Origin of the sequence: Pseudomonas juntendi, assembly GCF_021560075.1 — a bacterium.
Taxonomy (GTDB): domain Bacteria; phylum Pseudomonadota; class Gammaproteobacteria; order Pseudomonadales; family Pseudomonadaceae; genus Aquipseudomonas; species Aquipseudomonas juntendi.
The window spans coordinates 1,404,898-1,428,126 of record NZ_CP091088.1 but is presented as its reverse complement, the minus strand read 5'-3'; the positions used below and the strand labels follow the sequence as shown (position 1 = coordinate 1,428,126).

Genomic DNA, 23,229 nt, shown 5'->3' with positions numbered 1-23,229 from the left:
CAGCAGTGGCGTCTACGGGCAGTACGCAGGTAACCTGCTGGCCTCTCTGGTCGGAGTGTACCCATGCGCCATTGCCTTGCCCTGCTTGCGCTGCTGCTGAGCCTGCCACTGTCGGCGGCACAACTGCACCTTGAACTCGGCGCTACCCAGCGCCAGTGGAGCAGCGACGAACTGCTCAGCCACCCGCAAGCGCAGACCATCCGCATCGAGCAGGACGTAGCCTACAACCGCCCCATGCAGTACCGGGCGGTGCCGTTGGCTGCACTGTTGCCTGGCGTTACCGCCAGCGACCACCTGCAGGCGGTGGCACTGGACGGTTTTGCCGCAGAAATGCCCGCTGCGCCGCTGTTGCAGAAAGGCCCGGCGCAGGCCTGGCTAGCCGTGGAAGACCCCAACCAACCTTGGCCACCGCTGGGTGCAGGCAAACCTGGCGCAGGGCCGTTCTACCTGGTGTGGACAGCAGCGCAGGCCGGCGGTATACGTCCGGAGCAATGGCCGTTCCAGATCGCCACCTTGCGCCAGCTCGCCCCGGTAGCCCAGCGGTACCCGGCACTGCTGCCCGACCCGACGCTACCCGCCGACAGCCCCGTACGCCAGGGCTTTGCCCTGTTCCAGCAAAACTGCATGGCCTGCCACCGCCTGAACGGTGCGGGGGATGCGCAGGTTGGGCCGGACTTGAATGTGCCGCACAACCCCACCGAATACTTTCAGCCGGGTTATTTGCGCATGTTGATCCGCGACCCGCAAAGCCTGCGGCAGTGGCCACAGGCGAAGATGCCGGGCTTTGCCGAAAGCGTGCTGAGCGACAAGGAACTGGATGCGCTGCTGGGCTATTTGCAGCATATGGCCAAGCGCAAGCGTTAGTGGCTGCTTAGGGTAAACCCGCCCCTGCCTGGCGCGGGTGTGCCTGAGATGATGGCCACGCAGGGCTGCTAGGCCGTGAGCCGCTCGTGCTTGACCCCCCAACCCTCCACCTCGCCGCCATAGGGCGTCACCAACTGCTCGAAGGCCTCTTCAAAGTCGCCAATCCCACAATAGGTGGCATACATGACCTTGCTCAGTTCCAGGTGCCAGCCACCGTCGCCCTCCTTCACCTGGGCATTGAGCGATTCGCCGCGAAACTGCCTGGCAGCACGGCGCGCCCCGGCTTCGTCGGGGAATACGGCATAGAACTCGATGGGGTGGATCTGGGTGAAGTCGAAACCGCCTGCTTTCATCTGGCGCAGGACGTTGCTGCTGATATCGTCGTTCTGGCTGCTCATGAAACGTCCTCCTGAATAATGCAATGGATAGACTTTCCGTGCTACTGCGCACCTGCCGGCAGCGGCCGGGCAGTACGAGCTGATGCAAGACGCGAATGTATGCGGTGCCAGCCCGCATATTAGGCGAGCACCTGCTGACAGCGTAGCGCCTGCCAAGGCACCACGCAAACGTGTGGGTTAGGGCTGTTCCTCAATGCTTTTGATCATTACGCCGCTGTGCTCACGCAGCCAGCGTGCAGTGGGGGAAATGCTGCGGTCCTGGAAGTCGTTGAGGTCCAGCTCGGCCATTACCGGAAACAGGTGAGAACGAATGGCCCTCGCCGCCTCTTCCTCGCTAGGACGATGCTCGGCTTTCAACACCAGAGTGGACGGTTCGCCCTTCTGGTCGGCAAAAATGACTTCCCACTCTTTCATCTAACGGACCCTCTGAGTCAAGGAACACAGGGTGTGTGTTACGCCTGAACAACTGACCTTGGGGCAGGGAGAATGTTCAGTAGGATGAAAGCGGCAGGCGTCGAAACGTGGGGCCCCCATCGCGACCCAGGGCCGCCCGCAGGGGTAGCGCCAGCACGAAGCTGGCGCAGCCACTGTGGCAGCGGGTGACCCGCGAGCTTTTACTTCGGCGTGCCGTGCACCACACCGGCGGTGTTGTCCAGCAGGCTCTTGGTGGCGGTCTGGATGTACGCTTCAAGCTGCTTGAGCAATTGCGGCTGGTCGGGGCTTTCGATCAGCTCGGCCTTGAACTCGCTGCCCAACTGGTAGCGGTACATGCGCGGGGTCATGTCCTTGGACTCGATCAGAATGCGGTCGCCCTGTACCAGGCCGACGATCTGTTCGCTGCCCGACGGCTTGATCATGCCCACGCCCTGGTCGCCCTCAGGCAGGTTGAGCAGGTCGCGCCCCCAGCACTGGTGGCGGGCCTTGCCACCCAGGCGGCCCATGATGGTCGGCACGATGTCGACCTGGGTGCCCACGGTGTGGTTGACCGCACCGAACTTCTCCTGAATGCCCGGGGCAATCAGCAGCAGCGGCACATTGAAACGGCCCAGGTCCAGCTCGGTGACCTGCTGGTGGTTGCCGAAACCGTGGTCGCCAACGATCACGAACAGGGTGTCCTTGAAGTACGGCTCTTTGCGCGCCTTCTCGAAGAACTGGCCCAGCGCCCAGTCCGAATAACGCATGGCGGTCAGGTGCTCGTCCAGGCGGCCCTGGCCGGTCACCTTCTCGACGGGCAGGTCTTTGGGCAGCGCATACGGGGTGTGGTTGGACAGGGTCTGCAGCAACGCATAGATCGGCTTCTTGCCGTCGTGCTTGGCCAGCTCCTCGTTGCCGCGGTCGAACATGTCCTGGTCGGACACGCCCCAGGTGGGGTCAGAGAACACCGGGTTGACGAAGTCGTTGCGGCCAATGAAGGTGGTCATGCCCTGGTTGCCGAAGAACCCGGACTGGTTGTCCCAGGCGAAGTCGCCGTTGTAGACGTAGACGTCGTCGTAGTCACGGGCGCTGAGCAGGGCTGGCAGGCCCGACAGCTTGTGGCCGCCTTCCGGGGTTTGCATCAGGTATTCGAAGCCCGGCAGGTTGGGGAAGCAGGCCATGGTGGCAAACATGCCCTGGTGGGTGTGCGTGCCGTTGGAGAAGAAGCGGTCGAACAGCAGGCCCTCTTTGGCCAGCTTGTCGAAGTACGGGGTGATGTTGTTCGGGCTACCCAGCGCACCGACCGAGTGGCCGGCAAAGCTTTCCATCAGGATCACCACCACGTTCTTGACCGGCAGGGTGCGCTCGGCCGGCGGCAGGAAGTCGCGGCGCACGGCAGCTTCGTCGGCATCGACCAGGGTGTCGTTCGGCGTCAGCAATTGCTTGCGCACGGTTTCGGTGGCCAGGCCCTGCTCCAGTACCGGCTTCCAGATGTTGGCGCGGTCTTCGCCGAAGCGGCTCTTGGCGGCGTCGATCAGGGTCAGGGTGCCGTTCAGGCCCAGCTGGTTGACGAAGTTGGAGTCGGTGGTGAACGCATCGCCCCAGCGCATCGGCGGGCCTTGGCGTAGCGTGCCACGGGCGGCGACCACGGCCACCAGCAAGACCACCATGAACACGGCCAGGCGGTTGTACCACGGCGCCACGCGTTGTGCGCCCTGGCCCCGGGTGATGCGGTCGATGCCCTTGAACAGCAGGCTCAGCAGCCAGGTGCCGAAGGCCCAGGCCAACAGATAGCGCACCACCGGGAAGCCGTACCAGAGCATGCTCAGTACGGTTTTCGGGTCTTCCTTGATGTACTGGAAGACCAGGCCGTTGAGGCGCTGGTGGAACTCGCGGTAGAAGTCCATTTCCATCAGGCCAAGGAACATCACCACGCTGGAGGTGAGTGTCAGCCAGAAACGGAACACTCCTCGCCGGGCCATGGCCCAGGGGCTGAGCATGGCCAGCAACAGCGGAATGCTGAGGTACACCACCACCCGCAGGTCGAAGCGCAAGCCATTGATGAAGCCTTCGGCGACGGTGGAGTAAGGGGTATCGCCGACCATATCGCTGTTGTAGACCAACAGCGCCAGGCGCACGAGGCTGAGCATCAGCATGATCACCAGGCCGCTGAGCAGCGTGTAGGCCAGGTGGGATTTCAGGGTGGGCGAGAACGGTGCTCGCGCGCCCCGTTGCTTCAAGGCGTCCGTGTTAGCCATGAATGGGAAGGTCCTAGGATTGCGGGTTGCGAAGAGGGCGCTGGCACTGGGCCAACGCAGCATTGTGCGGGTGCGGATTCTGTTTAAACCAATGTGAAAATTTTGTCACGGGTGTATTGCCGTTCATTTGGGCTGTAGGAGCGGCCTCGCGTCGCGATGGGGCGCAAAGCGGCCCCAAAAATGTATGCCACTGTGCACGTTCAGGGCCGCTACGCGCCCCATCGCGACGCGAGGCCGCTCCTACAGGGGGCATGGAGCGGTCAGATCCGCACATTCCCCCGCGGCCCGGCGATGGCCCAGATCACCAGCCCCACCACGGGCAGCAGTGCGATCAGCAGAATCCACAACACCTTGCTGCCCACCTCGCTGCCGCTCTTGATCACGTTGAGGATGGCCCAGATATCCAGCGCCAGAATGATCAGCCCAACCAGGCTGTTGAATGTCGACCCCATGCTTTGACTCCCTTTCAAAGGCTGTGCTGCACAGCATAGTCAGCTATCACGGCAATAGAAGGGAATCCTTGGCGGTGGCGGCAGGTCCCTGAGTAAACTGCCAGCAGCCATTGAACCGAGGTCCGCATGCCCGTCGCACAGCCGCAAAGCCCTACCCCACCCTCGCTGCGCAACGCCTGGCGCCAACAGGTCGTGAATGCCCCGTGGCTCAGCGCCGGGCTGGCGCTGAGCCTGCTGGCGGTCTGTGCATTGCTGGCGGCCAGCTTCTGGAACGCGGTGAACGGCGACCATGCCGACAACCTGCACCTGGCGCTGCTGGGCGGGTTGTCGGGGTTCGGCGCCACGGCACTGGGGGCAGTGCTGGCGGTGGTGCTGCGCGATGTGAGCGCACGCACCCAGGACGTGATGCTGGGCTTCGCCGCCGGCATGATGCTGGCAGCCAGTTCGTTTTCGCTGATTCTGCCGGGGCTGGACGCCGCCCGCGAAATCACCGGCAGCGGCCCGGCGGCGGCGTTCACCGTGGTGCTGGGCATGGGCCTGGGCGTGCTACTGATGCTAGGCCTGGACCGCTTCACCCCGCACGAGCATGAAAGCACCGGCCCGTGTGGCCCCGATGCCGAGCGCATCAACCGGGTGTGGCTGTTCGTGCTGGCGATCACCTTGCACAACCTGCCAGAGGGCATGGCGATTGGCGTGAGCTTTGCCAACGGCGACCTGAACATCGGCCTGCCGCTGACCAGCGCCATTGCCATCCAGGATATTCCCGAAGGCCTGGCCGTGGCGCTGGCCTTGCGCGCTACCGGCTTGTCGAACTTCAAGGCTGCGCTGGTGGCCATTGGTTCGGGGCTGATGGAACCGCTGGGGGCGGTGATCGGGCTCGGCATCTCGACCGGCTTCGCCCTCGCCTACCCCATCAGCATGGGCCTGGCGGCGGGGGCGATGATCTTCGTGGTCAGCCACGAAGTGATCCCCGAAACACACCGCAACGGGCACCAGACGGCGGCGACCCTGGGGTTGATGGGTGGGTTTGCCGTCATGATGTTTCTGGATACCGCGCTGGGCTGAAGTTTTGGGTTGGCTGTACAGGCCCTCAGGCATGCACGGCAACTTTCAGCGCTTCAAGGGCTGGCTCGACCTTGATCCCCAGCTCCGCGCCCAGTTCCAGCACCCGCGCCAGGTCGTGCTGGCCCACCATCACCATCTGCAGCTCGTCATCCAGCAATTGGCTGAAGTTCAGCAGCACATAACCGCCGGCCTCCTTGTTCAGCGCGCCCATCTGCACCTGAATGCGGTTCAAGGCAGTCAGCGGCTCGGTGCGGGCCAGTTGTTTGGGCTTGAGGGTGAACGGCACGCTGTTGTCGAACGAGTCGCTGATCTGCTGGAACAGCGCCAGGTAGCTGTCGGCCTGGAACACCACGGTGTCCGGCAGGCTGCCCAGCACCACCCATTCGCCCAGCGGGATCGGGAAGGTGTCGTCGTAGTTGATATCAGGGTTGGCGGCGAGGAACGCGGCCGGGTCGGCGTAAGCCTGAGCGGCCTCGTCGGCGATGCGCTCGATGTCGGCCTCGCGCATGCAGCCAGCACCAATGAGGCTGATGAATTCGAGCAACTGAGTTTTCATGAGGGGGGCCTGCGGCGGGTGAAAGTCGCCAAGGATAGCCGCAAATGCCCCCAGGCCGTTAGCCGGCCTGCACTTGCAGGCGTGCTGCCGTATCCACCGCGCCCATGGTGCGCGCGGCCATCAGCGCGGTGGCCCCGCGGGCGTCCTGGCGCGCCGGGTCGGCGCCCTCGGCCAACAGGTAATCGAGGATCTCGCAGCGGTTGAACATGGCCGCCAGCATCAGCGCCGTGCGCCCATCCTGGGCCGCTGCGTCTACCGGCACGCCGTGCTCGAGCAATAGGCGGATCATTGCCAGGTCACCCTTGAAGGCGGCACCGGCTATCGGCAACTGGCCGTTGTCGTTGGCAATCAGCGGGTCGGCGCCGTGGGCCAGCAGCACACGCACTGCGTCGTGGTGACCGTGGTAGCTGGCCAGCATGACCAGGGTGTCCCCTTTGTGGTTACGCAGGTTGGCCGGCAGGCCGCTGGCGAGCAAGCGCTCGAGCATCTCGGCATCGCCCTGGCGGGCTCGTTCGAACACCTGCTCGGCAAAGGCTGCTGTTTCGTCATCGGTCATGGTGGCGTGTGCGGCTTGGCTGGTCATCGGGAACCTCCTTGCGTAAATGATTGCCCAAGTGTTTGTCAGGCACGCAATTACGGTCAAAGGTTCATATTCTATTGCGCCGATAGCCAACGCCCGCTTCGTGCAAATTGCACTGTGCAAAATGCACGACCTTGCAAGCTGCACGGAAGCGCTTCTGCAAAAGCATCGCAAGCCACTGAATTTAAAGGACTTTCCATGAATTCAGATTCTGGCACGGTCACTGCAACTACCTACTCATGTCTGCCACACAACAGCCAGGAGTTGCTATGGACCTTATTCAGCAAAAATTCGTTTCGGTATTTTCGGCCTACGAAGTGACCACCCAGGCTCGCCCGGACGGCGGCGTCCTGCTGACCCTGCGTGCGGCTGATGGCAAAGTGACCCGACGCGTACTGACCTATGGGCAATTGCACAGCGCTGAGCAGCTGTCGTGGGCCATCAGTGCCATCCGCCGGGACCTGGCTGAACAGGCCAGTGAGCTGCCGGTGATCTCGATGCTGCAGAGCCAGCAACGGTTTGCCTTGCCGACCTACCGCTGAATGCTGTGGAGATAACACAGCCCTAGGGTCTGCGTAGTCGAGCGGGGAACTTGTGTGGGAGCGGGCGTGCCCGCGAAGAATCCAGTGACATGGCTGGCACCGGCTACACCGGTGTTCGCGGGCATGCCCGCTCCCACAAAAAGTCCGGTGCAGGCATTACAACTCGTCAATGCCCAGAAATGCCCGCGCACTCACATCTCCGGTGAACCTCGCCTGCGCCCCCTGCTCGCTGCCGTACAAACGCAAGGCCAGGCAGAACGGCGCCTCACCTAGCTCCACCCAGCGCCGCGTGCCAGCCGGCACGTGCAATTGATCGCCTTTCTCGCACAACACCGAATACACCCACTCGCCCACCCGCAGCCCCACTTGCGCGCGCCCGCTGATTACGGCGAAAACCTCGTCGGCGTCATGCAAGTGTTCATCGCGCACATCAACCTGCGCCAGGTCCTGGCCGTCACGGTTGAGCAGTACGAATGCCTTGCTGCCCTGCGCGGTCATCAGCTGGTCCAGGTACGCGCGGCACGCCGCCAAAACCTCGTCCTGCGCAGTGCCTGGGCGCACCCGCACACCAGGTTCGGCATGCTCGAAACGCACGCCGTGTTCAGCCAGGGTTGCGGCGATGTCATCGTGGTGGGTCAACACTTTGTGCGGCAATGCCGGGCTGGCGGTGTGGAAAACGCTGAGAATGCTCATCAGGGGCGGGTCCTGGTCGGTTGCGAACAAAGGCCAATGATAACGGCTGCAGCCAAGGCTGCGGCACTGGCCATACCAAAGGTGAAGCTGGGCCCCAGCAGTTTCCAGCTGTAACCCGAATACAAAGCCCCCAACGCGCCGCCGGTACCCGACAGCGCGGCGTAGAAAGCCTGGCCCTGGCCCTGCTGGCGAGCGCCGAAGCTGGCCTGCACGAACGCGATGCTGGCGGCGTGGAAACAGCCGAACGTGGCCGCATGCAGCAGTTGGGCGAAAACCAGCACCGCCGGCTCGGCCGCCAAGTTGCCCAACAGCAGCCAGCGCACGCCGGCCAGCAGGAAACTGGCCAGCAACACACGTTGCACGCTGAAACGGGCGAACAGGCGGCTCATGCCCATGAACATCAACACCTCGGCCACCACCCCCAGTGCCCACAGCAAACCGATGGCGCCACGGCTGTAGCCCAGGTGTTCCAGGTGCAGGGTAAGGAAGGTGTAGTACGGGCCGTGGCTGAGCTGCATCAGCGCCACGCAGGCATAGAAGGCGATCACCCCGGGCGCACGCAGTTGGCGCAGGAAGCCGCCGGCAGCGCTGCGCTCGCCCTGCTCCACCGGCTGGGCATTGGGCACCCACAGGCTGGCGGCGACGATACCGCCCATGATGATGACCAGCGCCAGCGGGTAGATGTCCAGGCTCAGCCACTCGAATACACGGCCCAACCCCACCACGGTGAGGATGAAGCCGATCGAGCCCCACAGGCGCACCTGGCTGTAGCGTGCCGTTTGCCCATGCAGGTGGGCCAGGGTGATGACCTCGAACTGCGGCAGTACCGCGTGCCAGAAGAACGCATGCAGGGCCATTACCAGCGCCAGCCAGGCGTAGCTTTTGCCGAAGAACACCAGGGAGAAGCTGGCCAGCGTGCACAGCGCACCCAGGCGCACGATCAGCAGGCGCTGACCGCTGCGGTCGCCCAGCCAGCCCCACAGGTTGGGGGCAATGCAGCGCATCAGCATAGGGATGGCCACCAGCTCGCCGATGCGCGCCGGGCTAAAGCCCAGGTGGTCGAAGTAAAGGGCCAGGAACGGCGCGGTGGAACCGAGCAGGGCGAAATAGAACAGGTAGAAGCTGGACAGGCGCCAGTAAGGGATGGGTTGCATGAGGTGGCCTTGTTGGGGGCCTGTAGCGGCCCTATCGCTGGCAAGCCAGCTCCCACAGGGATCGCATCAGGGCTGACAGGTATTTGTCAGAAGATATGCAGCGCCTGTGAGAGCGAGCGCCGCCCGCGCGGCGCATCGCGAGCTGCGCTCGCTCCTACGTTTGTTGCGGGCCAATTATGCCTGTGGGATTTGTGCGCGAACACCTTGGCGCATACCTCAATATCGCGCCGTACAAACAAGGCGGTCGCGCGCACCCGGCACAGGGGTTACTGGCCCGAAACAAACGCAGGAGCGAGCGCAGCTCGCGATGCGCCGCGCGGGCGGCGCTCGATCTCACAGGCGCTGAAGATACTGCGGCTACCCTTGCCAAAAACCATAGAATCTCCCACAGGCGGCCCACAATGTTCTGGTTTGTGGTGACCCTGTGGGAGCTGGCTTGCCAGCGATGGGGCCGGTGCAGGCAGATCAGCGCTGGCCCAGCACCGGGGTAGCCACCTCCACATCGGCATTTTGCGCACGGTGGCGCAGCAGGTGGTCCATCAGGGCAATGGCCATCATCGCTTCGGCGATCGGCGTGGCACGAATACCCACGCACGGGTCGTGGCGGCCTTTGGTGATCACCTCGACCGGGTTGCCATCCACGTCGATGGAACGCCCCGGGGTGGTGATGCTGGACGTCGGCTTCAGCGCCAGGTGGGCCACGATGGGCTGCCCCGAGGAAATGCCACCCAGAATGCCGCCGGCATTGTTGCTGAGGAAGCCTTCAGGGGTCAGCTCGTCACGGTGCTCGGTGCCCCGCTGGGCCACGCTGGCGAAACCGGCGCCGATTTCAACGCCCTTGACCGCGTTGATGCTCATCAGCGCGTGGGCCAGTTCGGCGTCGAGGCGGTCGAAAATCGGCTCGCCCAGGCCAGGCATCACGCCTTCGGCAACCACGGTGATCTTGGCGCCCACCGAATCCTGGTCACGGCGCAGTTGGTCCATGTACGCCTCCAGCTCCGGCACCTTGTCTGGGTCGGGGCTGAAGAAGGCATTCTGCTCCACCGATTCCCAGGTTTTGAACGGGATTTCGATCGGCCCCAGCTGGCTCATGTAGCCGCGCACGGTGATGCCCTGGCTGGCCAGGAACTTCTTGGCGATGGCACCGGCGGCCACGCGCATGGCGGTTTCGCGGGCCGAGCTGCGGCCGCCGCCGCGGTAATCGCGCAGGCCGTACTTGTGGTGGTAGGTGTAGTCGGCGTGGGCCGGGCGGAACAGGTCCTTGATAGCGGAGTAGTCCTTCGACTTCTGGTCGGTGTTGCGGATCAACAGCCCAATCGAGCAACCGGTGGTGCGCCCTTCGAATACGCCGGACAGAATCTCCACCTCGTCGGCTTCCTGGCGCTGAGTGGTGTGCCGGCTGGTGCCGGGCTTGCGCCGGTCCAGGTCGTGCTGCAGGTCGGCGAGGGAAATTTCCAGGCCCGGTGGGCACCCGTCGACAATGGCGACCAACGCCGGGCCGTGGCTTTCGCCAGCGGTGGTGACAGTGAACAGCTTGCCGTAGGTATTGCCGGACATGGACGCTCCGCGAGATCTGCCTGAAATGGACGAAAGCGGCAGTATACAGATGGTTTGATCGCCTGTGCTGGCCCTTTCGCGGGCACGCCCGCTCCCACAGATATCACCCTGTGGGAGCGGGCATGCCCGCGAAGAGGCCAAACCTGCCAAGCCCCCCAGAACCTTCCCCAAAACATTGGGTCAAACCCACATCTCCCCATGTAGTACCGCATGATGTCGCGCCTTGTCGCCTTGTTCCTCTTGCTGTGCACCGGCCTGGCCCAGGCCGCCGCACCCACCGTGCTGCAACGCCCCATCGACCTCGACACCGGCCAGGGCGTGCTGCACGGCAGTTTGCTGCTGCCGCAGCAAGCCACACCGCCGCCGGTGGTGCTGATCATTGCCGGCTCTGGCCCTACCGACCGTGACGGCAACAACCCGGCCTCGGGCAGGGTCGACAACCTCAAGCGCCTGGCCCTGCTGCTGGCCAACGAACACATTGCCAGCGTGCGCTACGACAAGCGTGGCGTGGCTGCCAGCCAGCCTGCCGCACCCGATGAGCGGGACCTGAGCGTGGAGCGCTATGTGGCCGACGTGGTCGCCTGGAGCCACAAGCTCAAGGCCGACCCGCGCTTTGGCCCGCTGATCCTGATCGGCCACAGTGAAGGTGCGCTGATTGCCAGCCTGGCCGCCGAACAGGCCGGGGCCAGCGCCGTGATTACCCTGGCCGGCAGCGGCCGGCCAATGGCCGACGTGTTGCGCGAGCAGCTGGCCCAGCGCCTGCCGCCGGCGCAACTGGCCGGTGGCAGCGCCCTGCTCGACCGCCTGCAGGCCGGGCAAACCAGCCTGGACGTGCCGGCACCGCTGCGCCAGGTGTTCCGCCCTAGTGTGCAGCCCTACCTGATTACCCTGTTCCGGCAAAACCCCGCCGCCGCCTTCGCCCGCCTGCCGATGCCGGCGCTGATCGTGCAGGGGCGCAACGATGTGCAGGTGGACGTGGCCGACGCCGAACGGCTCAAGGCAGCCAAGCCGGATGCGCAGTTGGTGTTTATCGACGGCATGAACCACATGCTGCGTATCAGCCCCAAAGACATGAGCCAGCAACGCGACAGCTACCTCAACCCTGAGTTACCCCTGGCCCGCGAACTGGGTGAGCGAATCGTGACCTTCATCCAGCATTTGCCTTCGGCCTGAGGCAACGGCCTCAGGTCTGCGGCCTGCCTGCCGATACAGCAGGCATAGCCGAGGACCAGCCCCGATGACCATTGCCCCCGCCGCCGCAGAGCCGGCCGAAGAGCCCCAGGACAACCCCGCCCAGCCCTGGGCCGACCTGCCGGTCGAACACTTCCAGCTATTGCGCCTGGCCGCGCTGCCCACCGACCGCAGCACCGGCGCCCGGCCGCTGCGCTTTGTGCAGTTCGGCTATGCCGAGCGCCATGACAAGGCCCACAGCCTGCTGCGCATGGAGATCCAGTTGCCTGGGCAGAAGGTACACAAGGAACAGAACCGCCTGGACATCCGCGTGGACCATGCCGAACGCCGGGTGCGTATCGGCAACGCCCAGGGCTTGCAGCTGGAGCCGGTCAACCGCGGCATCGGCCGCTTCCTGCTGGCCCAGGCCGCGCAGTGGTTGCAGCGCAAATGGTCGCATTACCAGGTCGAGGGCATGCCCTTGCCGAACAAGGACGCGCTGAACGAAGACTCGCGCCTGCGCCGTGACCACTGCCTGCGTGGGGTGGGCATTGAGGTGGAATACGAAGACGCCCAGCACCTGAAAGGCCGCACCGTGGAAATGCCTGTGGGGCAGTTGAAAGCAGCCTGGAGCAATGAACGGCTGCAACGGGTGGCTATTCTTGACGCCGCCAGCTTGCTGCAGCAGGCAGACCAGCAGTTGCAGGAAAAAGACGCACAGCTGCGCGAGCGTGATGAGCGGGTGGCCAAGTACCAGCGTGAAGATGGCGGGCTGCGCTTTACCATTACGTGCCTGGTGGCGTTTGCGGTGTTTCAGGCGGGGCTGCTGATCTGGATCGCAACCCGTTAAGACCGCGTTGCCTGTTTCCCGGGCTTGCCCGCCCCCACAAGGACCGGTGATATACCTGTGGGAGCGGGCGTGCCCGCGAATGGGCTGCAAAGCAGCCCCGTTCGGAATCAGACGCGGCCCTTGAACAGCTCCTGGTGCTGGCGGCACTGCTCAGCGGTCAGCATGAACACCCCATGCCCGCCGCGCTCGAACGCCAGCCAGGCAAAGTCCACCTCGGGGTACAGCGCCTCCACATGCACCTGGCTGTTACCCACTTCGACAATCAGCAAGCCTTTTTCGGTGAGGTGGTCGGCCGCTTCGGCCAGCATGCGCCGCACCAGGTCCAGCCCATCATTGCCACAGGCCAGGCCCAGCTCCGGCTCGTGGTGGTACTCGGCCGGCATGTCGTCGAAGTCTTCGGCGTCGACATACGGCGGGTTGGACAGGATCAGGTCGAAGCGCTGCCCCGGCAAGCCGGCAAAACCGTCGCCCTGCACGGTGTACACACGGGCGTCCAGGCCATGGCGCTCGATGTTCTGGTTGGCCACTTCAAGGGCCTGGAACGACAGGTCGGCCAGCACCACTTCGGCCTCGGGGAACACGTCGGCGGCAACGATGCCGATGCAGCCCGAACCGGTGCACAGGTCCAGAATGCGTGCCGGCTCGTTGGCCAACCACGGCTCGAAGCGCTTTTCGATCAGCTCGCCAATGGGTGAGCGCGGCACCAGCACGCGCTCGTCGACAATGAACGACATGCCGCAGAACCAGGCCTCGCCCAACAGGTAGGCAGTTGGCACGCGCTCTTCGATACGGCGCTTGAGCAGGTGCTGCAGGCGCACCCGCTCGTCGTCTTCGAGCATGCAGTCCAGGTAGCTGTCGGCCACCTCCCATGGCAGGTGCACCGCACCCAGCACCAGCAGACGGGCTTCGTCCCAGGCATTGTCGGCACCATGGCCGAAGAACAGGTCATGCTCATGGAAGCGGCTGACTGCCCAGCGGATGTAGTCGCGCAGGGTGCGCAGGCGGGATGTGATCACGGGGTACTCCTAATTCAGAACGGACAAAAGTCTAACAGCCTGGGGCACAGATTTGTTCCATCGCAGCGTTGCCGGGCTAGCCACAGGCCAGTAACCATGCCACTTGCGTTGTCAACCATTCCCATTGGCGCCAATGCAGGGGAGAATAGGTGCACAAAAGCCCTACCAAGGAGCCCTTGATGTCCGTTCCAACCACGATGTTCCGCCTCACTGGCCGCGATTACCCGCCGGCCAAGCTGAGCCACGCCAGCCTGATCATCATCGATGCGCAAAAGGAGTACCTCAGTGGGCCCCTGCAGTTGTCGGGCATGGACGAGGCCGTGGCCAACATCGCCAGGTTGCTCGACGCCGCGCGCAAAAGCGGCCGTCCGATCATCCATGTTCGCCACCTGGGCACGGTGGGTGGCCGTTTCGACCCACAGGGGCCCGCTGGCCAGTTCATTCCAGGGCTGGAGCCGCTGGAGGGCGAAATCGTCATCGAAAAACGCATGCCCAATGCCTTCAAGAACACCAAGCTGCACGAAACGCTGCAGGAACTGGGGCACCTGGACCTGATCGTGTGCGGTTTCATGAGCCATTCCAGCGTCAGCACCACCGTGCGCCGCGCCAAAGACTATGGTTACCGGTGCACACTGGTAGAAGACGCTTCGGCGACCCGCGACCTGGCGTTCAAGGACGGGGTTATACCGGCCGCGCAGATTCACCAGTGCGAAATGGCCGTGATGGCCGACAACTTCGCTTGCGTGGCCCCAACCGCCAGCCTGATCTGAGGCCCTGGCACGACCGCCCGGCAGCCGGGCGGAACCCAAGGGGCGGCGGCAGGTCGAATTCCGGATATCCACAGAGGAGAGCGGAATGAAGCTCAAAGGCAGTTTCGACGCCAAGCGCCTGCGCCCGCGCCAACCGCGTAACTGGGGCGCCCGCCTGGCGGCCGGGCTGTCCGCCCTGCTGGCGACCCTGGGCGTACTGCTGGCCATGGCCGGCATCGCCGGCTTGCTCGGCAACTACCCTGCCCTGCAGGAACTCAACGCCAACAAGGCGTTGTCCAGCATCGTTACCGTGGCTGGTTTGCTGCTGCTGTGGCTGGGCGTGCGCTTGTGGCGGCGCAGCCGCATTCGCCTGCGGCGCGGGCGTGAGCTAAACCTGTCGCCGCACCTGATGAAGAAGCATGATTGAGGGTTTTGTATTGGCTGCATAAAGCCCCCACAGTCGCGTAAACTACGCCGCCCACGTGGAGGCACCATGCAAGACGACGATTTTTCCCTGTTCAAGGCCGAAGTGCGCGGCGTAAAGCCGATCCGCCACGACCGCGCCGAAGTCGGCAAGCCCAAGGCCGACCGCCAGCAGCTGGCCGGCCTGCGCCAGGCGGCGACCGTTCGCAGTGACAAGGCGCTGGTCATCGACGGTATGTCTGACCAGTTCGTGATCGACGTGGGCGCCGAAGACGAACTGATGTGGCGCCGCGACGGCGTGCAGGAAACTCAGCTGCGCAAGCTGAAACTGGGGCAGATCCCGTTCGAGGGCAGCCTCGACCTGCATGGCATGACCGTAGAGAAGGCCCGCGAAACCTTGTGGGCCTTCATCGCCGAAGCCACCAAGCTGGAAGTGCGCTGCGTGCGCGTGACCCATGGCAAGGCTGCGCGCCTGGACGGCAAGCGGCCGATGATCAAAAGCCATGTCAACACCTGGCTGCGCCAGCACCCGCAGGTGCTCGGCTTTGCCTCGTGCAGTGCCCGCCACGGCGGCACCGGTGCCGTGTATGTGATGCTCAAGCGAACCATGCTCGAAGGCCGCGACGAGTAACGCCGTGCTTGCAGCGCCGCGCGCGCCGCCGTAACCTTCGTTTTTGCGATTTTTTCCCAAGGTAGATCCATGTCCCTGGAACAGAACTACACCGAGATCCTCAGCCAGCTTGGCGAGGACGTCTCCCGCGAGGGCCTGCTCGACACGCCCAAGCGGGCTGCAAAGGCGATGAAGTACCTTTGCCGCGGTTATGAGCAAACACTGGAAGAAGTGACCAACAACGCGTTGTTCAGCTCTGACAACAGCGAAATGGTACTGGTCCGGGACATCGAACTGTATTCGATGTGCGAACACCACATGCTGCCGTTCATCGGCAAGGCGCACGTGGCCTACCTGCCTAAAGGCAAGGTGCTGGGCCTGTCGAAGGTCGCGCGCATCGTCGACATGTTCGCCCGCCGCCTGCAAATTCAGGAAAACCTCAGCCGCCAGGTGGCTGAGGCTATCCAGCAGGTTACCGGTGCCGCCGGCGTGGCCGTGGTGATAGAAGCCAAGCACATGTGCATGATGATGCGCGGTGTGGAAAAACAGAACTCGACCATGATCACCTCGGTGATGCTGGGCGAATTCCGCGATAACGCCGCCACCCGCAGCGAGTTCCTCAGCCTGATCAAGTAATTGGCTGCAGACCCCGAGCCGACCCTTGCAGGTCGGCTTTTGCATTTCAGGAGTTGCCCATGATCGTCAAAGCCCTGCGGGTTGGCCTCGGCCAAGTCATCGTGTTTGCAGACTGGGTCAGCCGCCCGGCCAAGCGCAAGCGCGACGCCGCCGCCCAGGCCCGCGTCGACCAGGCGGCCAAGGGCCTGGCGCTGTACCAGTTCCATGCCTGCCCGTTCTGCGTCAAGACCCGCCGCACCCTGCACCGCCTGAACGTACCGGTGGCGCTGCGTGATGCCAAGAACGACTCGGCGCACCGCCAGGCCCTGCAAGAAGGTGGCGGCCGGGTGAAAGTGCCGTGCCTGCGCATTGAAGAAGCGGGCAAGGTGACCTGGATGTATGAGTCCAAGGCCATCATTGCCTACCTGGATGAGCGGTTTGCCTCGGTCTGACAGGTTTCAGCTTTCCTGCACTGGCCCTATCGCTGGCAAGCCAGCTCCCACAGGGGTCGCCTTAGGGCAGACAGGTGTTTGCCACAAGGTATGCAGCGCCTGTTAGAGCGAGCGCCGCCCGCGCGGCGCAATCGCGAGCTGCGCTCGCTCCTACGTTTGTTTCGGGCCAATTATTCCTGTGGGATTTGCGCGCGAACGCCTTGGTGCATGCCTCAATATCGCGCCGTACAAACAAGGCGGCCGCGCGCGCCTGTCACAGGCGTTACTGGCCCGAAACAAACGTAGGAGCGAGCGCAGCTCGCGATTGCGCCGCGCGGGCGGCGCTCGATCTCACAGGCGCTGAAGATGCTCCGGCTACCCTTGCCAGGAACCATAGAATCTCCCACACAACAATACCTAACATATTGATTGTGGGAGCTGGCTTGCCAGCGATGGGGCCGGTACAGGTTAGCGGTCAACCCACCATCGGCACATGCCCTGGGTGGCTGGCAACCCGCGCCAGCCAGGCGCGAACGGCAGGGTAATCGGCCAGGTCGAACCCGCCCTGATGGGCCACATGGGTGTAGGCATACAACGCCACATCGGCAATCGAATACTGCTCACCGACCAGGTACGGGGTCATCTGCAGCTGGCGTTCCATCACCTTCAAGGCCTTGTAGCCGCCCTTGTGCAGCTTTTTGTATTCCTCCATACGCTCATCTGGCAGCCCCAGGTAAAACTGGATGAAACGCGCCACGGCAATGTACGGCTCGTGGCTGTACTGCTCGAAGAACTGCCACTGCAACACCTGGGTGCGCAGGCGCGGCTCGCTGGGCAGGAATGTACTGCCATCGGCCAGGAAATTGAGAATGGCGTTGGACTCCCACAGGTAAGTGCCGTCTTCCAGCTCCAGCACCGGCACCTTGCCATTGGGGTTCATCGCCAGAAACGCCGGCGTTTCGGTCTCGCCCCTGAGAATGTCCACCGGGTGCCATTCGTACGGCCGGCCCAGCAGGCTCAACATCAACTTGACCTTGTAGCAGTTACCCGACTGGTAGTCGCCATAAACCTTGTACATCGCCCCTCCCTGCAAAGCAGTTTTGCAATTGCGCCCAATAGTTGGCGACTGTACGGCTAAAAGCAATGGCCGCTGTATGGCAAGGATCCACCTTGCTGGCTGTAGTCTGAAAAAACTGCTTACACCTTTACAAGGACTTTGTTCATGACCAATGCCACTTCCGCACGCCTGCGGCCCCTGGCAGACAGCGCCCCGTCGGCGGTGGTCGCCGGCTTCATCGCCATGCTCACCGGTTATACCAGCTCGCTGGTGCTGATGTTCCAGGCCGGCCAGGCGGCCGGGCTGACCACTGCGCAGATCTCGTCGTGGATCTGGGCGCTGTCGATTGGCATGGCGGTGTGCAGCATCGGCCTGTCATTGCGCTACCGCACCCCCATCACCATTGCCTGGTCCACCCCCGGCGCAGCGCTGCTGATCACCAGCCTGGGCGGGGTCAGCTACGGCGAGGCCATTGGCGCCTACATCACTTGTGCGGTGCTGGTGCTGGTGTGCGGGATGACCGGCAGCTTCGAGCGCCTGGTCAAACGCATTCCGGCGTCGCTGGCTTCGGCGTTGCTGGCGGGCATCCTGTTCAAGATCGGCAGCGAAATTTTCGTGGCGGCGCAGCACCGTACCCTGCTGGTGTTGGGCATGTTCTTCAGCTACCTGCTGGTCAAGCGGCTGTCGCCGCGCTACTGCGTGCTGGCGGCCTTGCTGGTGGGTACCGCACTGTCGGGCGCGCTGGGCCTGCTGGACTTCAGCGGCTTCCACCTGGAAGTGGCCAAGCCGGTGTGGACCACGCCGAGCTTCTCGCTGGCCGCCACCATCAGCATCGGCATTCCGCTGTTCGTGGTGGCCATGACTTCGCAGAACATGCCTGGCGTGGCCGTGCTGCGCGCTGACGGCTACCAGGTACCGGCCTCGCCCCTGATCTCGGCTACCGGTTTTGCCTCGCTGCTGCTGGCGCCGTTTGGCTCGCACGGGGTCAACCTGGCGGCGATCAGCGCGGCCATCTGCACTGGGCCGCATGCCCATGAAGACCCCAGCAAACGCTACACCGCAGCGGTGTGGTGCGGGATTTTCTACGGCATCGCCGGGGTGTTCGGGGCGACCCTGGCAGCGCTGTTTGCCGCGTTGCCGAAAGAGCTGGTGCTGTCGATTGCGGCGCTGGCGCTGTTTGGCTCGATCATGAACGGGCTGACGGTTGCCATGAGCGAAGCGCGCGAGCGTGAGGCGGCAGTGATTACCTTCATGGTGACGGCGTCGGGGCTGACCCTGTTCTCGATCGGGTCGGCGTTCTGGGGGATTGTGGCGGGGGTTTTGGCCCTGGTGATTCTTAACCCGCGCAAGGCCTGAAGGTTATTGAGGCCTGTACCGGCCCTATCGCTGGCAAGCCAGCTCCCACGGGGATCGCATCAGGGCTGACAGGTGTTTGCCACAAGGTATGCAGCGCCTGTTAGAGCGAGCGCCGCCCGCGCGGCGCATCGCGAGCTGCGCTCGCTCCTACGTTTGTTTCGGGCCAATTATTCCTGTGGGATTCGCGCGCGAACGCCTTGGCGCATGCCTCAATATCGCGCCGTACAAACGAGGCGGCCGCGCGCGCCTGTCACAGGCGTTACTGGCCCGAAACAAACGTAGGAGCGAGCGCAGCTCGCGATGCGCCGCGCGGGCGGCGCTCGATCTCACAGGCGCTGAAGATGCTACGGCGAGCACCTGGCAACCCTGATGCCATCGCCAGCCCCCCCCTGGGCTACAACCTGAAATGCCCCACCATCCCCTTCAGGTCGGTGCCCAACTGCGCCAGCTCCACACTTGACCGGGCATTGCCCTGCATGGCCAAGGCCGCCTGGTCGGCACTGCCGCGGATCTGTGTGACGCTGCGGCTGATCTCTTCGGCCACCGAACTCTGCTGCTCGGCTGCCGCGGCGATCTGCTGGTTCATCTGCTGAATCAACGACACTGCCGCGGCAATGCTGCCCAGCGCACTTTCGGTGTGCAACGCGTCAGCCACCGCCATACGCACCAGTTCGGCACTGCCGCGGATCTGCGCCACCGACTGCTGCGCATTGCCGCGCAAGCTGGCCACCAGGGTCTCGATCTGCTCGGTGGACTGGCGGGTACGCTTGGCCAGCGCCCGCACCTCATCGGCCACCACGGCAAAACCGCGCCCCTGCTCACCGGCCCGGGCAGCTTCGATGGCGGCGTTCAGCGCCAGCAGGTTGGTTTGCTCGGCCACGCTCTTGATCACTTCCAGCACATCGCCAATGGTATGGATTTCGGCACTGAGGCTGTCGATGCCGGCACTGGCGGTTTCCGCCGCGGCGGCCAGCTGTTCGATGCGCTGCATGCTCTGGCGCACCACCTGCTGGCCCGAGCCGACCTTGGCGTCTGCCGACTCGGCCGCCTGGGCCGCTTCTTCGGCGTTGCGCGCCACATCGTGCACGGTGGCGGTCATCTGTTGCATGGCGGTGGCGACCTGTTCGGTTTCCTCTTTCTGGCTGCCCACCTCACGGTTGGTCTGTTCGGTCACCGCCGACAGCGCCTGGGCACTGCCTGCCAGTTGCTCGATGCCCTGCTGCAAGCCACTGACAATACCGGCCAGCCCCGCGGCCATCTGCTGCATGGCCTGCATCAACTGCCCCACTTCGTCACGCCGCGGCGCTTGGGCATCGAACGCCAGCTCGCCCGCAGCAATGCGCTGGGCGCGGGCGATCACATGCTTGAGCGGGCCAACCACCGCGCGGGTAATCAACCAGGCCGCCAGCACGCCGGCCAACAGCGCCAGCACCGTGGCCAGGCCAATGGCCAGGGCATTGCGCTGCAGCTCGCCCTGCAGGGCCTGCTCCTGCGCCAGGTAGGCCTGGTCGACGCGCCCGGTGACCTGCTCGGCACTGGCCTGCAACTGGTCCTTCAACCCTTGTTCACGGGCCAACTCGTCGGTGTATTCGTTGAGCTTTTCCGAGAAGCTGCCGATGTGCCCCGCCACTTCGCCCAGCACGCTCTGGTAACCGGCATCGGCGATGGCGCCCTGCAGCTGGCCGACCAGGCTGGCCGCCTCGACGGTTTGGGCAATGCGCTCTTTACTGACACCCTCTTCGCCCTTGCGGCTTTGCTCCAGGCGCACCCGCGCTTCGTCCATGGCCTGCAGCATCAGCCGCGACACCTGTGCCACCTGCCCGGCTTGCTCGAGAAACTCGCCGCCCTGCTGGCCTTGGGACTGCTTGAGGGTGTACACGCCATCGTCGGCCAGGCCGGCCTGCAGCACATCCAGGTTATTGGCCACGCTGGACACCGACCAGCTGGCCATGTCCAGCGCCAGCTCCTTGGCCTGCACCGCCTGCACGAAGGCCTCGAATGCCTGGCCGTAGGCCGCCAGGTCGGACTCTGCCGCCGTCAGCGCCGGCAGGGTACTGGCGCGCTCGGCCAGGCCCTTGAGGCCGCTGCGCAGCGCCTCGGCCTGTTTCAGGTCGGAACGCAGGGCAAATGCCTGTTCGTGCTGGCGCAAGCGCAGCAGGTCGGTATTGAACTGGGCCAGCTGGCGCAAGCTGTCGAAGCGCTGACCCACGCTGTATAACGCCGCAACACCAATGGCCGCGACCGCCAGCGTCAGCAGCAGCACCAGGGCAAAGCCCAGCCCCAGTTTACGGGCCATGCCCAGGTTGGCCAGCACACCATGCTTGCTCGCGCCCATTGCCCATTCCCCTTGTGCTTGCGAGGTTAACCCGAAGGCCAAGGTTGGCAACGTTGCCTGCTGCTGAACAAGGGCCTGACGTCAGAATAGTGTCAAATAGCTATGTCTTGTCGCTTTTAGCTGCGCTGAAGTCGGTTTCATCAGATCGCTGTCGCCCCACCGTCCACGGTCAGGCAGTGGCCAGTGGTGAACGCCGCGCCGTCGCTGCACAAGTACAGCACCGCACTGGCAATTTCCTCCACCTTGCCAATGCGCCCGACCGGGTGCATGGCCGCGGCGAATTCAGCCTTGCGCGGGTCAGCTTCATAGGCGCGGCGGAACATGTCGGTGTCGATCACCGCCGGGCACACCGCGTTCACGCGGATGCCCTTCTTGGCGTACTCGATGGCCGCCGACTTGGTCAGGCCGATGACCGCATGCTTGCTGGCACTGTAGATGCTCATCTTCGGCGCCGCGCCCAGCCCTGCCACCGAAGCGGTATTCACGATCACCCCGCCGCCCTGGGCCAGCAGCAACGGCAGCTGGTACTTCATGCACAACCACACCCCCTTCACGTTCACGCCCATGATGGCGTCGAACTCGGCCTCGCTGCCGTCGGCCAGGCGATGCTGCTCGATCTCGATACCGGCGTTGTTGAAGGCGTAGTCGAGCCGGCCATAGGCAGCCATCAGCTCGTCGTGCAACTGACGCACAGATGCGTCACGGGTTACGTCGCAGGCAATGAACAGCGCCTGGCCCCCCGCTGCCTGGACAAGCGCTACGGTGGCTTCACCGCCGACCGTGTCGCGGTCGGCCACTACCACCTTCAAACCCTGCTGGGCGAACGCCAGGGCGGTTGCCCGGCCAATGCCGGCCGCCGCGCCGGTAACCAGGGCTACCTGGCCAGAAAAGGTCATGCTCATCGCGCGCTCCTGTGACGGTATGGTGGGGTTCAGAGCATAGTCAGGCGTTGTCTGGCGAGGCAGCATCATCACATGAGCATTTGGGCTGCCATGCTTGTCAGTGATATTAAGGACCTGTATTCATCAACAGAGTAGATTGAAGCCCTGTTTCCCTCCATTGCCTACAAGGACCCCGTCATGAGCCAAACCAACCGCCGCTTCCTGCTCGCCAAACGCCCGGTGGGTGCCGTGCGCCGAGACGACTTCAGCTACGAGACCGTACCTGCCGAGCAACCCGGCGAAGGCCAGGTGCTGGTGCGCAACCTGTACCTGTCGCTGGACCCCGCCATGCGCGGCTGGATGAACGAAGGCAAGTCCTACATTCCGCCGGTGGCCCTGGGCCAGGTGATGCGCGCGCTGGGCGTGGGCGAGGTAGTGGCCTCCAACCACCCGGACTTCAAGGCCGGCGACCATGTAAGCGGCGCGCTGGGCGTGCAGGACTACTTCACCGGCGAGCCCCAGGGCCTGCACAAAATCGACCCCAACCTGGCGCCGCTGCCACGCTACCTGTCGGCGCTGGGCATGACCGGCATGACCGCCTACTTCGCCCTGCTGGAAGTGGGCCAGCCCAAGGCTGGCGACACCGTGGTGATTTCCGGCGCGGCCGGTGCGGTGGGCAGCATTGTCGGGCAGATTGCCAAAGTGAAGGGTTGCCGCGTGGTGGGCATTGCTGGCGGCGCCGAGAAGTGCCAGTACCTGAAGGACGAACTGGGCTTTGACGGGGTGATCGACTACAAGGCCGAAGACGTGCTGGCCGGTTTGAAGCGCGAATGCCCGAAAGGCGTGGACGTGTACTTCGACAACGTGGGCGGCGAGATTCTGGACGCGGTGCTGACGCGCATCAACTTCAAGGCACGCATCGTGATTTGCGGCGCCATCAGCCAGTACAACAACAAGGAAGCGGTGAAGGGCCCGGCTAACTACCTGGCATTGCTGGTGAACCGCGCGCGCATGGAAGGTTTTGTGGTGATGGACCACACCAAGGAGTACGGCAAGGCCGCACAGGAAATTGCCGGGTGGCTGGCCAACGGGCAGGTGAAAAGCAAGGAAGATGTGGTGGAGGGGCTGGAGACCTTCCCAGAGACCTTGCTGAAGCTGTTCAACGGTGAGAATTTCGGCAAGTTGGTGCTGAAGGTTTAACCC

At 64.0% G+C, this 23,229-nt stretch carries 25 protein-coding genes and 1 pseudogene; 12 read left to right on the top strand and 14 right to left on the bottom strand.

The window, feature by feature from the left end; all coding sequences use genetic code 11:
* The first annotated feature begins 63 nt into the window (after positions 1 to 63).
* Positions 64 to 864 carry a cytochrome c gene (locus L1P09_RS06480; protein ID WP_235768619.1) on the top strand — a complete coding sequence of 267 codons (801 nt, stop codon included), beginning with the start codon at positions 64 to 66 and terminating at the stop codon, positions 862 to 864.
* Between the two features lie 68 nt (positions 865 to 932).
* Here the strand turns inward: L1P09_RS06480 and L1P09_RS06475 are convergent, their stop codons facing one another.
* From L1P09_RS06475 to L1P09_RS06460, 4 genes are all read right to left on the bottom strand, one after another.
* A complete protein-coding gene (locus L1P09_RS06475) occupies positions 933 to 1,262 on the bottom strand; it encodes a ribonuclease E inhibitor RraB (RefSeq protein ID WP_054881731.1) in 330 nt (109 codons plus the stop codon).
* 177 nt (positions 1,263 to 1,439) lie between these two features.
* The gene (locus tag L1P09_RS06470) at positions 1,440 to 1,676 is read right to left on the bottom strand and encodes a hypothetical protein (RefSeq protein WP_009682021.1); all 237 of its coding nucleotides are present in this window, start codon (positions 1,674 to 1,676) and stop codon (positions 1,440 to 1,442) included.
* A 200-nt stretch (positions 1,677 to 1,876) separates the two neighbouring features.
* Positions 1,877 to 3,934: an LTA synthase family protein gene (locus L1P09_RS06465; protein ID WP_009682022.1), complete on the bottom strand. Its 2,058-nt coding sequence runs from the start codon at positions 3,932 to 3,934 to the stop codon at positions 1,877 to 1,879.
* 260 nt (positions 3,935 to 4,194) lie between these two features.
* Complete coding sequence (locus L1P09_RS06460) at positions 4,195 to 4,386, bottom strand: PLDc N-terminal domain-containing protein (protein WP_009683250.1); 192 nt, start codon at positions 4,384 to 4,386, stop codon at positions 4,195 to 4,197.
* 126 nt (positions 4,387 to 4,512) lie between these two features.
* Here L1P09_RS06460 and L1P09_RS06455 point away from each other — a divergent pair, with 126 nt between their 5' ends.
* Complete coding sequence (locus L1P09_RS06455) at positions 4,513 to 5,451, top strand: ZIP family metal transporter (RefSeq protein ID WP_009683249.1); 939 nt, start codon at positions 4,513 to 4,515, stop codon at positions 5,449 to 5,451.
* 25 nt (positions 5,452 to 5,476) lie between these two features.
* Here L1P09_RS06455 and L1P09_RS06450 read toward each other — a convergent pair whose 3' ends face one another.
* Together L1P09_RS06450 and L1P09_RS06445 are read right to left on the bottom strand one after the other, a co-directional pair.
* A complete protein-coding gene (locus L1P09_RS06450; RefSeq protein WP_235768617.1) occupies positions 5,477 to 6,007 on the bottom strand; it encodes a hypothetical protein in 531 nt (176 codons plus the stop codon).
* A 58-nt stretch (positions 6,008 to 6,065) separates the two neighbouring features.
* Positions 6,066 to 6,590: an ankyrin repeat domain-containing protein gene (locus L1P09_RS06445; protein ID WP_054881728.1), complete on the bottom strand. Its 525-nt coding sequence runs from the start codon at positions 6,588 to 6,590 to the stop codon at positions 6,066 to 6,068.
* Between the two features lie 266 nt (positions 6,591 to 6,856).
* Between L1P09_RS06445 and L1P09_RS06440 the strand changes: the two genes are divergently transcribed.
* The gene (locus L1P09_RS06440) at positions 6,857 to 7,129 is read left to right on the top strand and encodes a DUF3509 domain-containing protein (RefSeq protein ID WP_009683246.1); all 273 of its coding nucleotides are present in this window, start codon (positions 6,857 to 6,859) and stop codon (positions 7,127 to 7,129) included.
* Positions 7,130 to 7,285: 156 nt separating this feature from the next.
* On the opposite strand, the gene L1P09_RS06435 is transcribed toward L1P09_RS06440, so the two are convergent.
* From L1P09_RS06435 to aroC, 3 genes are all read right to left on the bottom strand, one after another.
* Positions 7,286 to 7,822, bottom strand: coding sequence for an oxidase (locus L1P09_RS06435; RefSeq protein WP_235768615.1), 537 nt, complete (start codon positions 7,820 to 7,822; stop codon positions 7,286 to 7,288).
* A complete protein-coding gene (locus L1P09_RS06430) occupies positions 7,822 to 8,976 on the bottom strand; it encodes an MFS transporter (RefSeq protein WP_198748749.1) in 1,155 nt (384 codons plus the stop codon). The genes L1P09_RS06435 and L1P09_RS06430 overlap by 1 nt, the downstream gene beginning before the upstream one ends.
* A gap of 465 nt (positions 8,977 to 9,441) precedes the next feature.
* Positions 9,442 to 10,533 (bottom strand): chorismate synthase, encoded by a 1,092-nt coding sequence (gene aroC, locus L1P09_RS06425; RefSeq protein ID WP_054890589.1) that lies wholly within the window; start codon positions 10,531 to 10,533, stop codon positions 9,442 to 9,444.
* Between the two features lie 210 nt (positions 10,534 to 10,743).
* Between aroC and L1P09_RS06420 the strand changes: the two genes are divergently transcribed.
* Positions 10,744 to 11,706 carry an alpha/beta hydrolase gene (locus L1P09_RS06420; RefSeq protein ID WP_235768613.1) on the top strand — a complete coding sequence of 321 codons (963 nt, stop codon included), beginning with the start codon at positions 10,744 to 10,746 and terminating at the stop codon, positions 11,704 to 11,706.
* A gap of 64 nt (positions 11,707 to 11,770) precedes the next feature.
* Positions 11,771 to 12,553 carry a hypothetical protein gene (locus tag L1P09_RS06415; RefSeq protein ID WP_009683239.1) on the top strand — a complete coding sequence of 261 codons (783 nt, stop codon included), beginning with the start codon at positions 11,771 to 11,773 and terminating at the stop codon, positions 12,551 to 12,553.
* A 107-nt stretch (positions 12,554 to 12,660) separates the two neighbouring features.
* On the opposite strand, the gene prmB is transcribed toward L1P09_RS06415, so the two are convergent.
* On the bottom strand, positions 12,661 to 13,569 hold the full coding sequence (prmB, locus tag L1P09_RS06410) for a 50S ribosomal protein L3 N(5)-glutamine methyltransferase (RefSeq protein ID WP_235768611.1): 909 nt from the start codon (positions 13,567 to 13,569) through the stop codon (positions 12,661 to 12,663).
* A 179-nt stretch (positions 13,570 to 13,748) separates the two neighbouring features.
* Between prmB and L1P09_RS06405 the strand changes: the two genes are divergently transcribed.
* The 5 genes from L1P09_RS06405 (at position 13,749) to L1P09_RS06385 (ending at position 16,418) form a co-directional block, all read left to right on the top strand.
* The gene (locus tag L1P09_RS06405) at positions 13,749 to 14,339 is read left to right on the top strand and encodes a cysteine hydrolase family protein (RefSeq protein ID WP_009683237.1); all 591 of its coding nucleotides are present in this window, start codon (positions 13,749 to 13,751) and stop codon (positions 14,337 to 14,339) included.
* A gap of 85 nt (positions 14,340 to 14,424) precedes the next feature.
* The gene (locus L1P09_RS06400) at positions 14,425 to 14,745 is read left to right on the top strand and encodes a hypothetical protein (RefSeq protein ID WP_009683236.1); all 321 of its coding nucleotides are present in this window, start codon (positions 14,425 to 14,427) and stop codon (positions 14,743 to 14,745) included.
* Between the two features lie 66 nt (positions 14,746 to 14,811).
* Positions 14,812 to 15,372, top strand: a complete 561-nt coding sequence (locus L1P09_RS06395) for a Smr/MutS family protein (RefSeq protein ID WP_009683235.1) — start codon at positions 14,812 to 14,814, stop codon at positions 15,370 to 15,372.
* 69 nt (positions 15,373 to 15,441) lie between these two features.
* Positions 15,442 to 15,987 carry a GTP cyclohydrolase I FolE gene (folE, locus tag L1P09_RS06390; protein ID WP_054911867.1) on the top strand — a complete coding sequence of 182 codons (546 nt, stop codon included), beginning with the start codon at positions 15,442 to 15,444 and terminating at the stop codon, positions 15,985 to 15,987.
* 59 nt (positions 15,988 to 16,046) lie between these two features.
* Complete coding sequence (locus L1P09_RS06385; RefSeq protein WP_125920443.1) at positions 16,047 to 16,418, top strand: glutaredoxin family protein; 372 nt, start codon at positions 16,047 to 16,049, stop codon at positions 16,416 to 16,418.
* Positions 16,419 to 16,872: 454 nt separating this feature from the next.
* On the opposite strand, the gene L1P09_RS06380 is transcribed toward L1P09_RS06385, so the two are convergent.
* Positions 16,873 to 17,475 (bottom strand): glutathione S-transferase family protein, encoded by a 603-nt coding sequence (locus L1P09_RS06380; RefSeq protein WP_235768609.1) that lies wholly within the window; start codon positions 17,473 to 17,475, stop codon positions 16,873 to 16,875.
* A gap of 144 nt (positions 17,476 to 17,619) precedes the next feature.
* On the opposite strand from L1P09_RS06380, the gene L1P09_RS06375 reads away from it, so the two are divergent.
* Positions 17,620 to 18,810, top strand: coding sequence for a benzoate/H(+) symporter BenE family transporter (locus tag L1P09_RS06375; RefSeq protein WP_054906305.1), 1,191 nt, complete (start codon positions 17,620 to 17,622; stop codon positions 18,808 to 18,810).
* Positions 18,811 to 19,204: 394 nt separating this feature from the next.
* Here the strand turns inward: L1P09_RS06375 and L1P09_RS26305 are convergent, their stop codons facing one another.
* The 3 genes and pseudogenes from L1P09_RS26305 to L1P09_RS06365 form a co-directional block, all read right to left on the bottom strand.
* Positions 19,205 to 19,909, bottom strand: a complete 705-nt coding sequence (locus L1P09_RS26305) for a methyl-accepting chemotaxis protein (protein WP_390898618.1) — start codon at positions 19,907 to 19,909, stop codon at positions 19,205 to 19,207.
* Positions 19,910 to 20,113: 204 nt separating this feature from the next.
* A pseudogene (locus L1P09_RS26300) lies at positions 20,114 to 20,593 on the bottom strand (methyl-accepting chemotaxis protein); the annotation flags it as partial.
* A gap of 692 nt (positions 20,594 to 21,285) precedes the next feature.
* On the bottom strand, positions 21,286 to 22,047 hold the full coding sequence (locus L1P09_RS06365) for an SDR family oxidoreductase (RefSeq protein WP_009685945.1): 762 nt from the start codon (positions 22,045 to 22,047) through the stop codon (positions 21,286 to 21,288).
* Positions 22,048 to 22,224: 177 nt separating this feature from the next.
* Here L1P09_RS06365 and L1P09_RS06360 point away from each other — a divergent pair, with 177 nt between their 5' ends.
* Entirely contained in the window at positions 22,225 to 23,226 is a 1,002-nt protein-coding gene (locus L1P09_RS06360; protein ID WP_009685946.1) for an NADP-dependent oxidoreductase, read from the top strand.
* Positions 23,227 to 23,229 lie beyond the last annotated feature (3 nt).

Coding starts and splice junctions, on each gene's coding strand:
- L1P09_RS06455 (WP_009683249.1), top strand. CDS start 4,513: ATGCCCGTCGCACAGCCGCAAAGCCCTACCCCACCCTCGCTGCGCAAC.
- L1P09_RS06380 (WP_235768609.1), bottom strand. CDS start 17,475: ATGTACAAGGTTTATGGCGACTACCAGTCGGGTAACTGCTACAAGGTC.
- L1P09_RS06460 (WP_009683250.1), bottom strand. CDS start 4,386: ATGGGGTCGACATTCAACAGCCTGGTTGGGCTGATCATTCTGGCGCTG.
- L1P09_RS06475 (WP_054881731.1), bottom strand. CDS start 1,262: ATGAGCAGCCAGAACGACGATATCAGCAGCAACGTCCTGCGCCAGATG.
- L1P09_RS06420 (WP_235768613.1), top strand. CDS start 10,744: ATGATGTCGCGCCTTGTCGCCTTGTTCCTCTTGCTGTGCACCGGCCTG.
- L1P09_RS06430 (WP_198748749.1), bottom strand. CDS start 8,976: ATGCAACCCATCCCTTACTGGCGCCTGTCCAGCTTCTACCTGTTCTAT.
- L1P09_RS06465 (WP_009682022.1), bottom strand. CDS start 3,934: ATGGCTAACACGGACGCCTTGAAGCAACGGGGCGCGCGAGCACCGTTC.
- L1P09_RS06365 (WP_009685945.1), bottom strand. CDS start 22,047: ATGAGCATGACCTTTTCTGGCCAGGTAGCCCTGGTTACCGGCGCGGCG.
- L1P09_RS06395 (WP_009683235.1), top strand. CDS start 14,812: ATGCAAGACGACGATTTTTCCCTGTTCAAGGCCGAAGTGCGCGGCGTA.
- L1P09_RS06435 (WP_235768615.1), bottom strand. CDS start 7,822: ATGAGCATTCTCAGCGTTTTCCACACCGCCAGCCCGGCATTGCCGCAC.
- L1P09_RS06385 (WP_125920443.1), top strand. CDS start 16,047: ATGATCGTCAAAGCCCTGCGGGTTGGCCTCGGCCAAGTCATCGTGTTT.
- L1P09_RS06450 (WP_235768617.1), bottom strand. CDS start 6,007: ATGAAAACTCAGTTGCTCGAATTCATCAGCCTCATTGGTGCTGGCTGC.
- L1P09_RS06360 (WP_009685946.1), top strand. CDS start 22,225: ATGAGCCAAACCAACCGCCGCTTCCTGCTCGCCAAACGCCCGGTGGGT.
- L1P09_RS06375 (WP_054906305.1), top strand. CDS start 17,620: ATGACCAATGCCACTTCCGCACGCCTGCGGCCCCTGGCAGACAGCGCC.
- L1P09_RS26305 (WP_390898618.1), bottom strand. CDS start 19,909: ATGACCGCCACCGTGCACGATGTGGCGCGCAACGCCGAAGAAGCGGCC.
- folE (WP_054911867.1), top strand. CDS start 15,442: ATGTCCCTGGAACAGAACTACACCGAGATCCTCAGCCAGCTTGGCGAG.
- aroC (WP_054890589.1), bottom strand. CDS start 10,533: ATGTCCGGCAATACCTACGGCAAGCTGTTCACTGTCACCACCGCTGGC.
- L1P09_RS06400 (WP_009683236.1), top strand. CDS start 14,425: ATGAAGCTCAAAGGCAGTTTCGACGCCAAGCGCCTGCGCCCGCGCCAA.
- L1P09_RS06440 (WP_009683246.1), top strand. CDS start 6,857: ATGGACCTTATTCAGCAAAAATTCGTTTCGGTATTTTCGGCCTACGAA.
- L1P09_RS06445 (WP_054881728.1), bottom strand. CDS start 6,590: ATGACCAGCCAAGCCGCACACGCCACCATGACCGATGACGAAACAGCA.
- L1P09_RS06415 (WP_009683239.1), top strand. CDS start 11,771: ATGACCATTGCCCCCGCCGCCGCAGAGCCGGCCGAAGAGCCCCAGGAC.
- L1P09_RS06470 (WP_009682021.1), bottom strand. CDS start 1,676: ATGAAAGAGTGGGAAGTCATTTTTGCCGACCAGAAGGGCGAACCGTCC.
- L1P09_RS06480 (WP_235768619.1), top strand. CDS start 64: ATGCGCCATTGCCTTGCCCTGCTTGCGCTGCTGCTGAGCCTGCCACTG.
- L1P09_RS06405 (WP_009683237.1), top strand. CDS start 13,749: ATGTCCGTTCCAACCACGATGTTCCGCCTCACTGGCCGCGATTACCCG.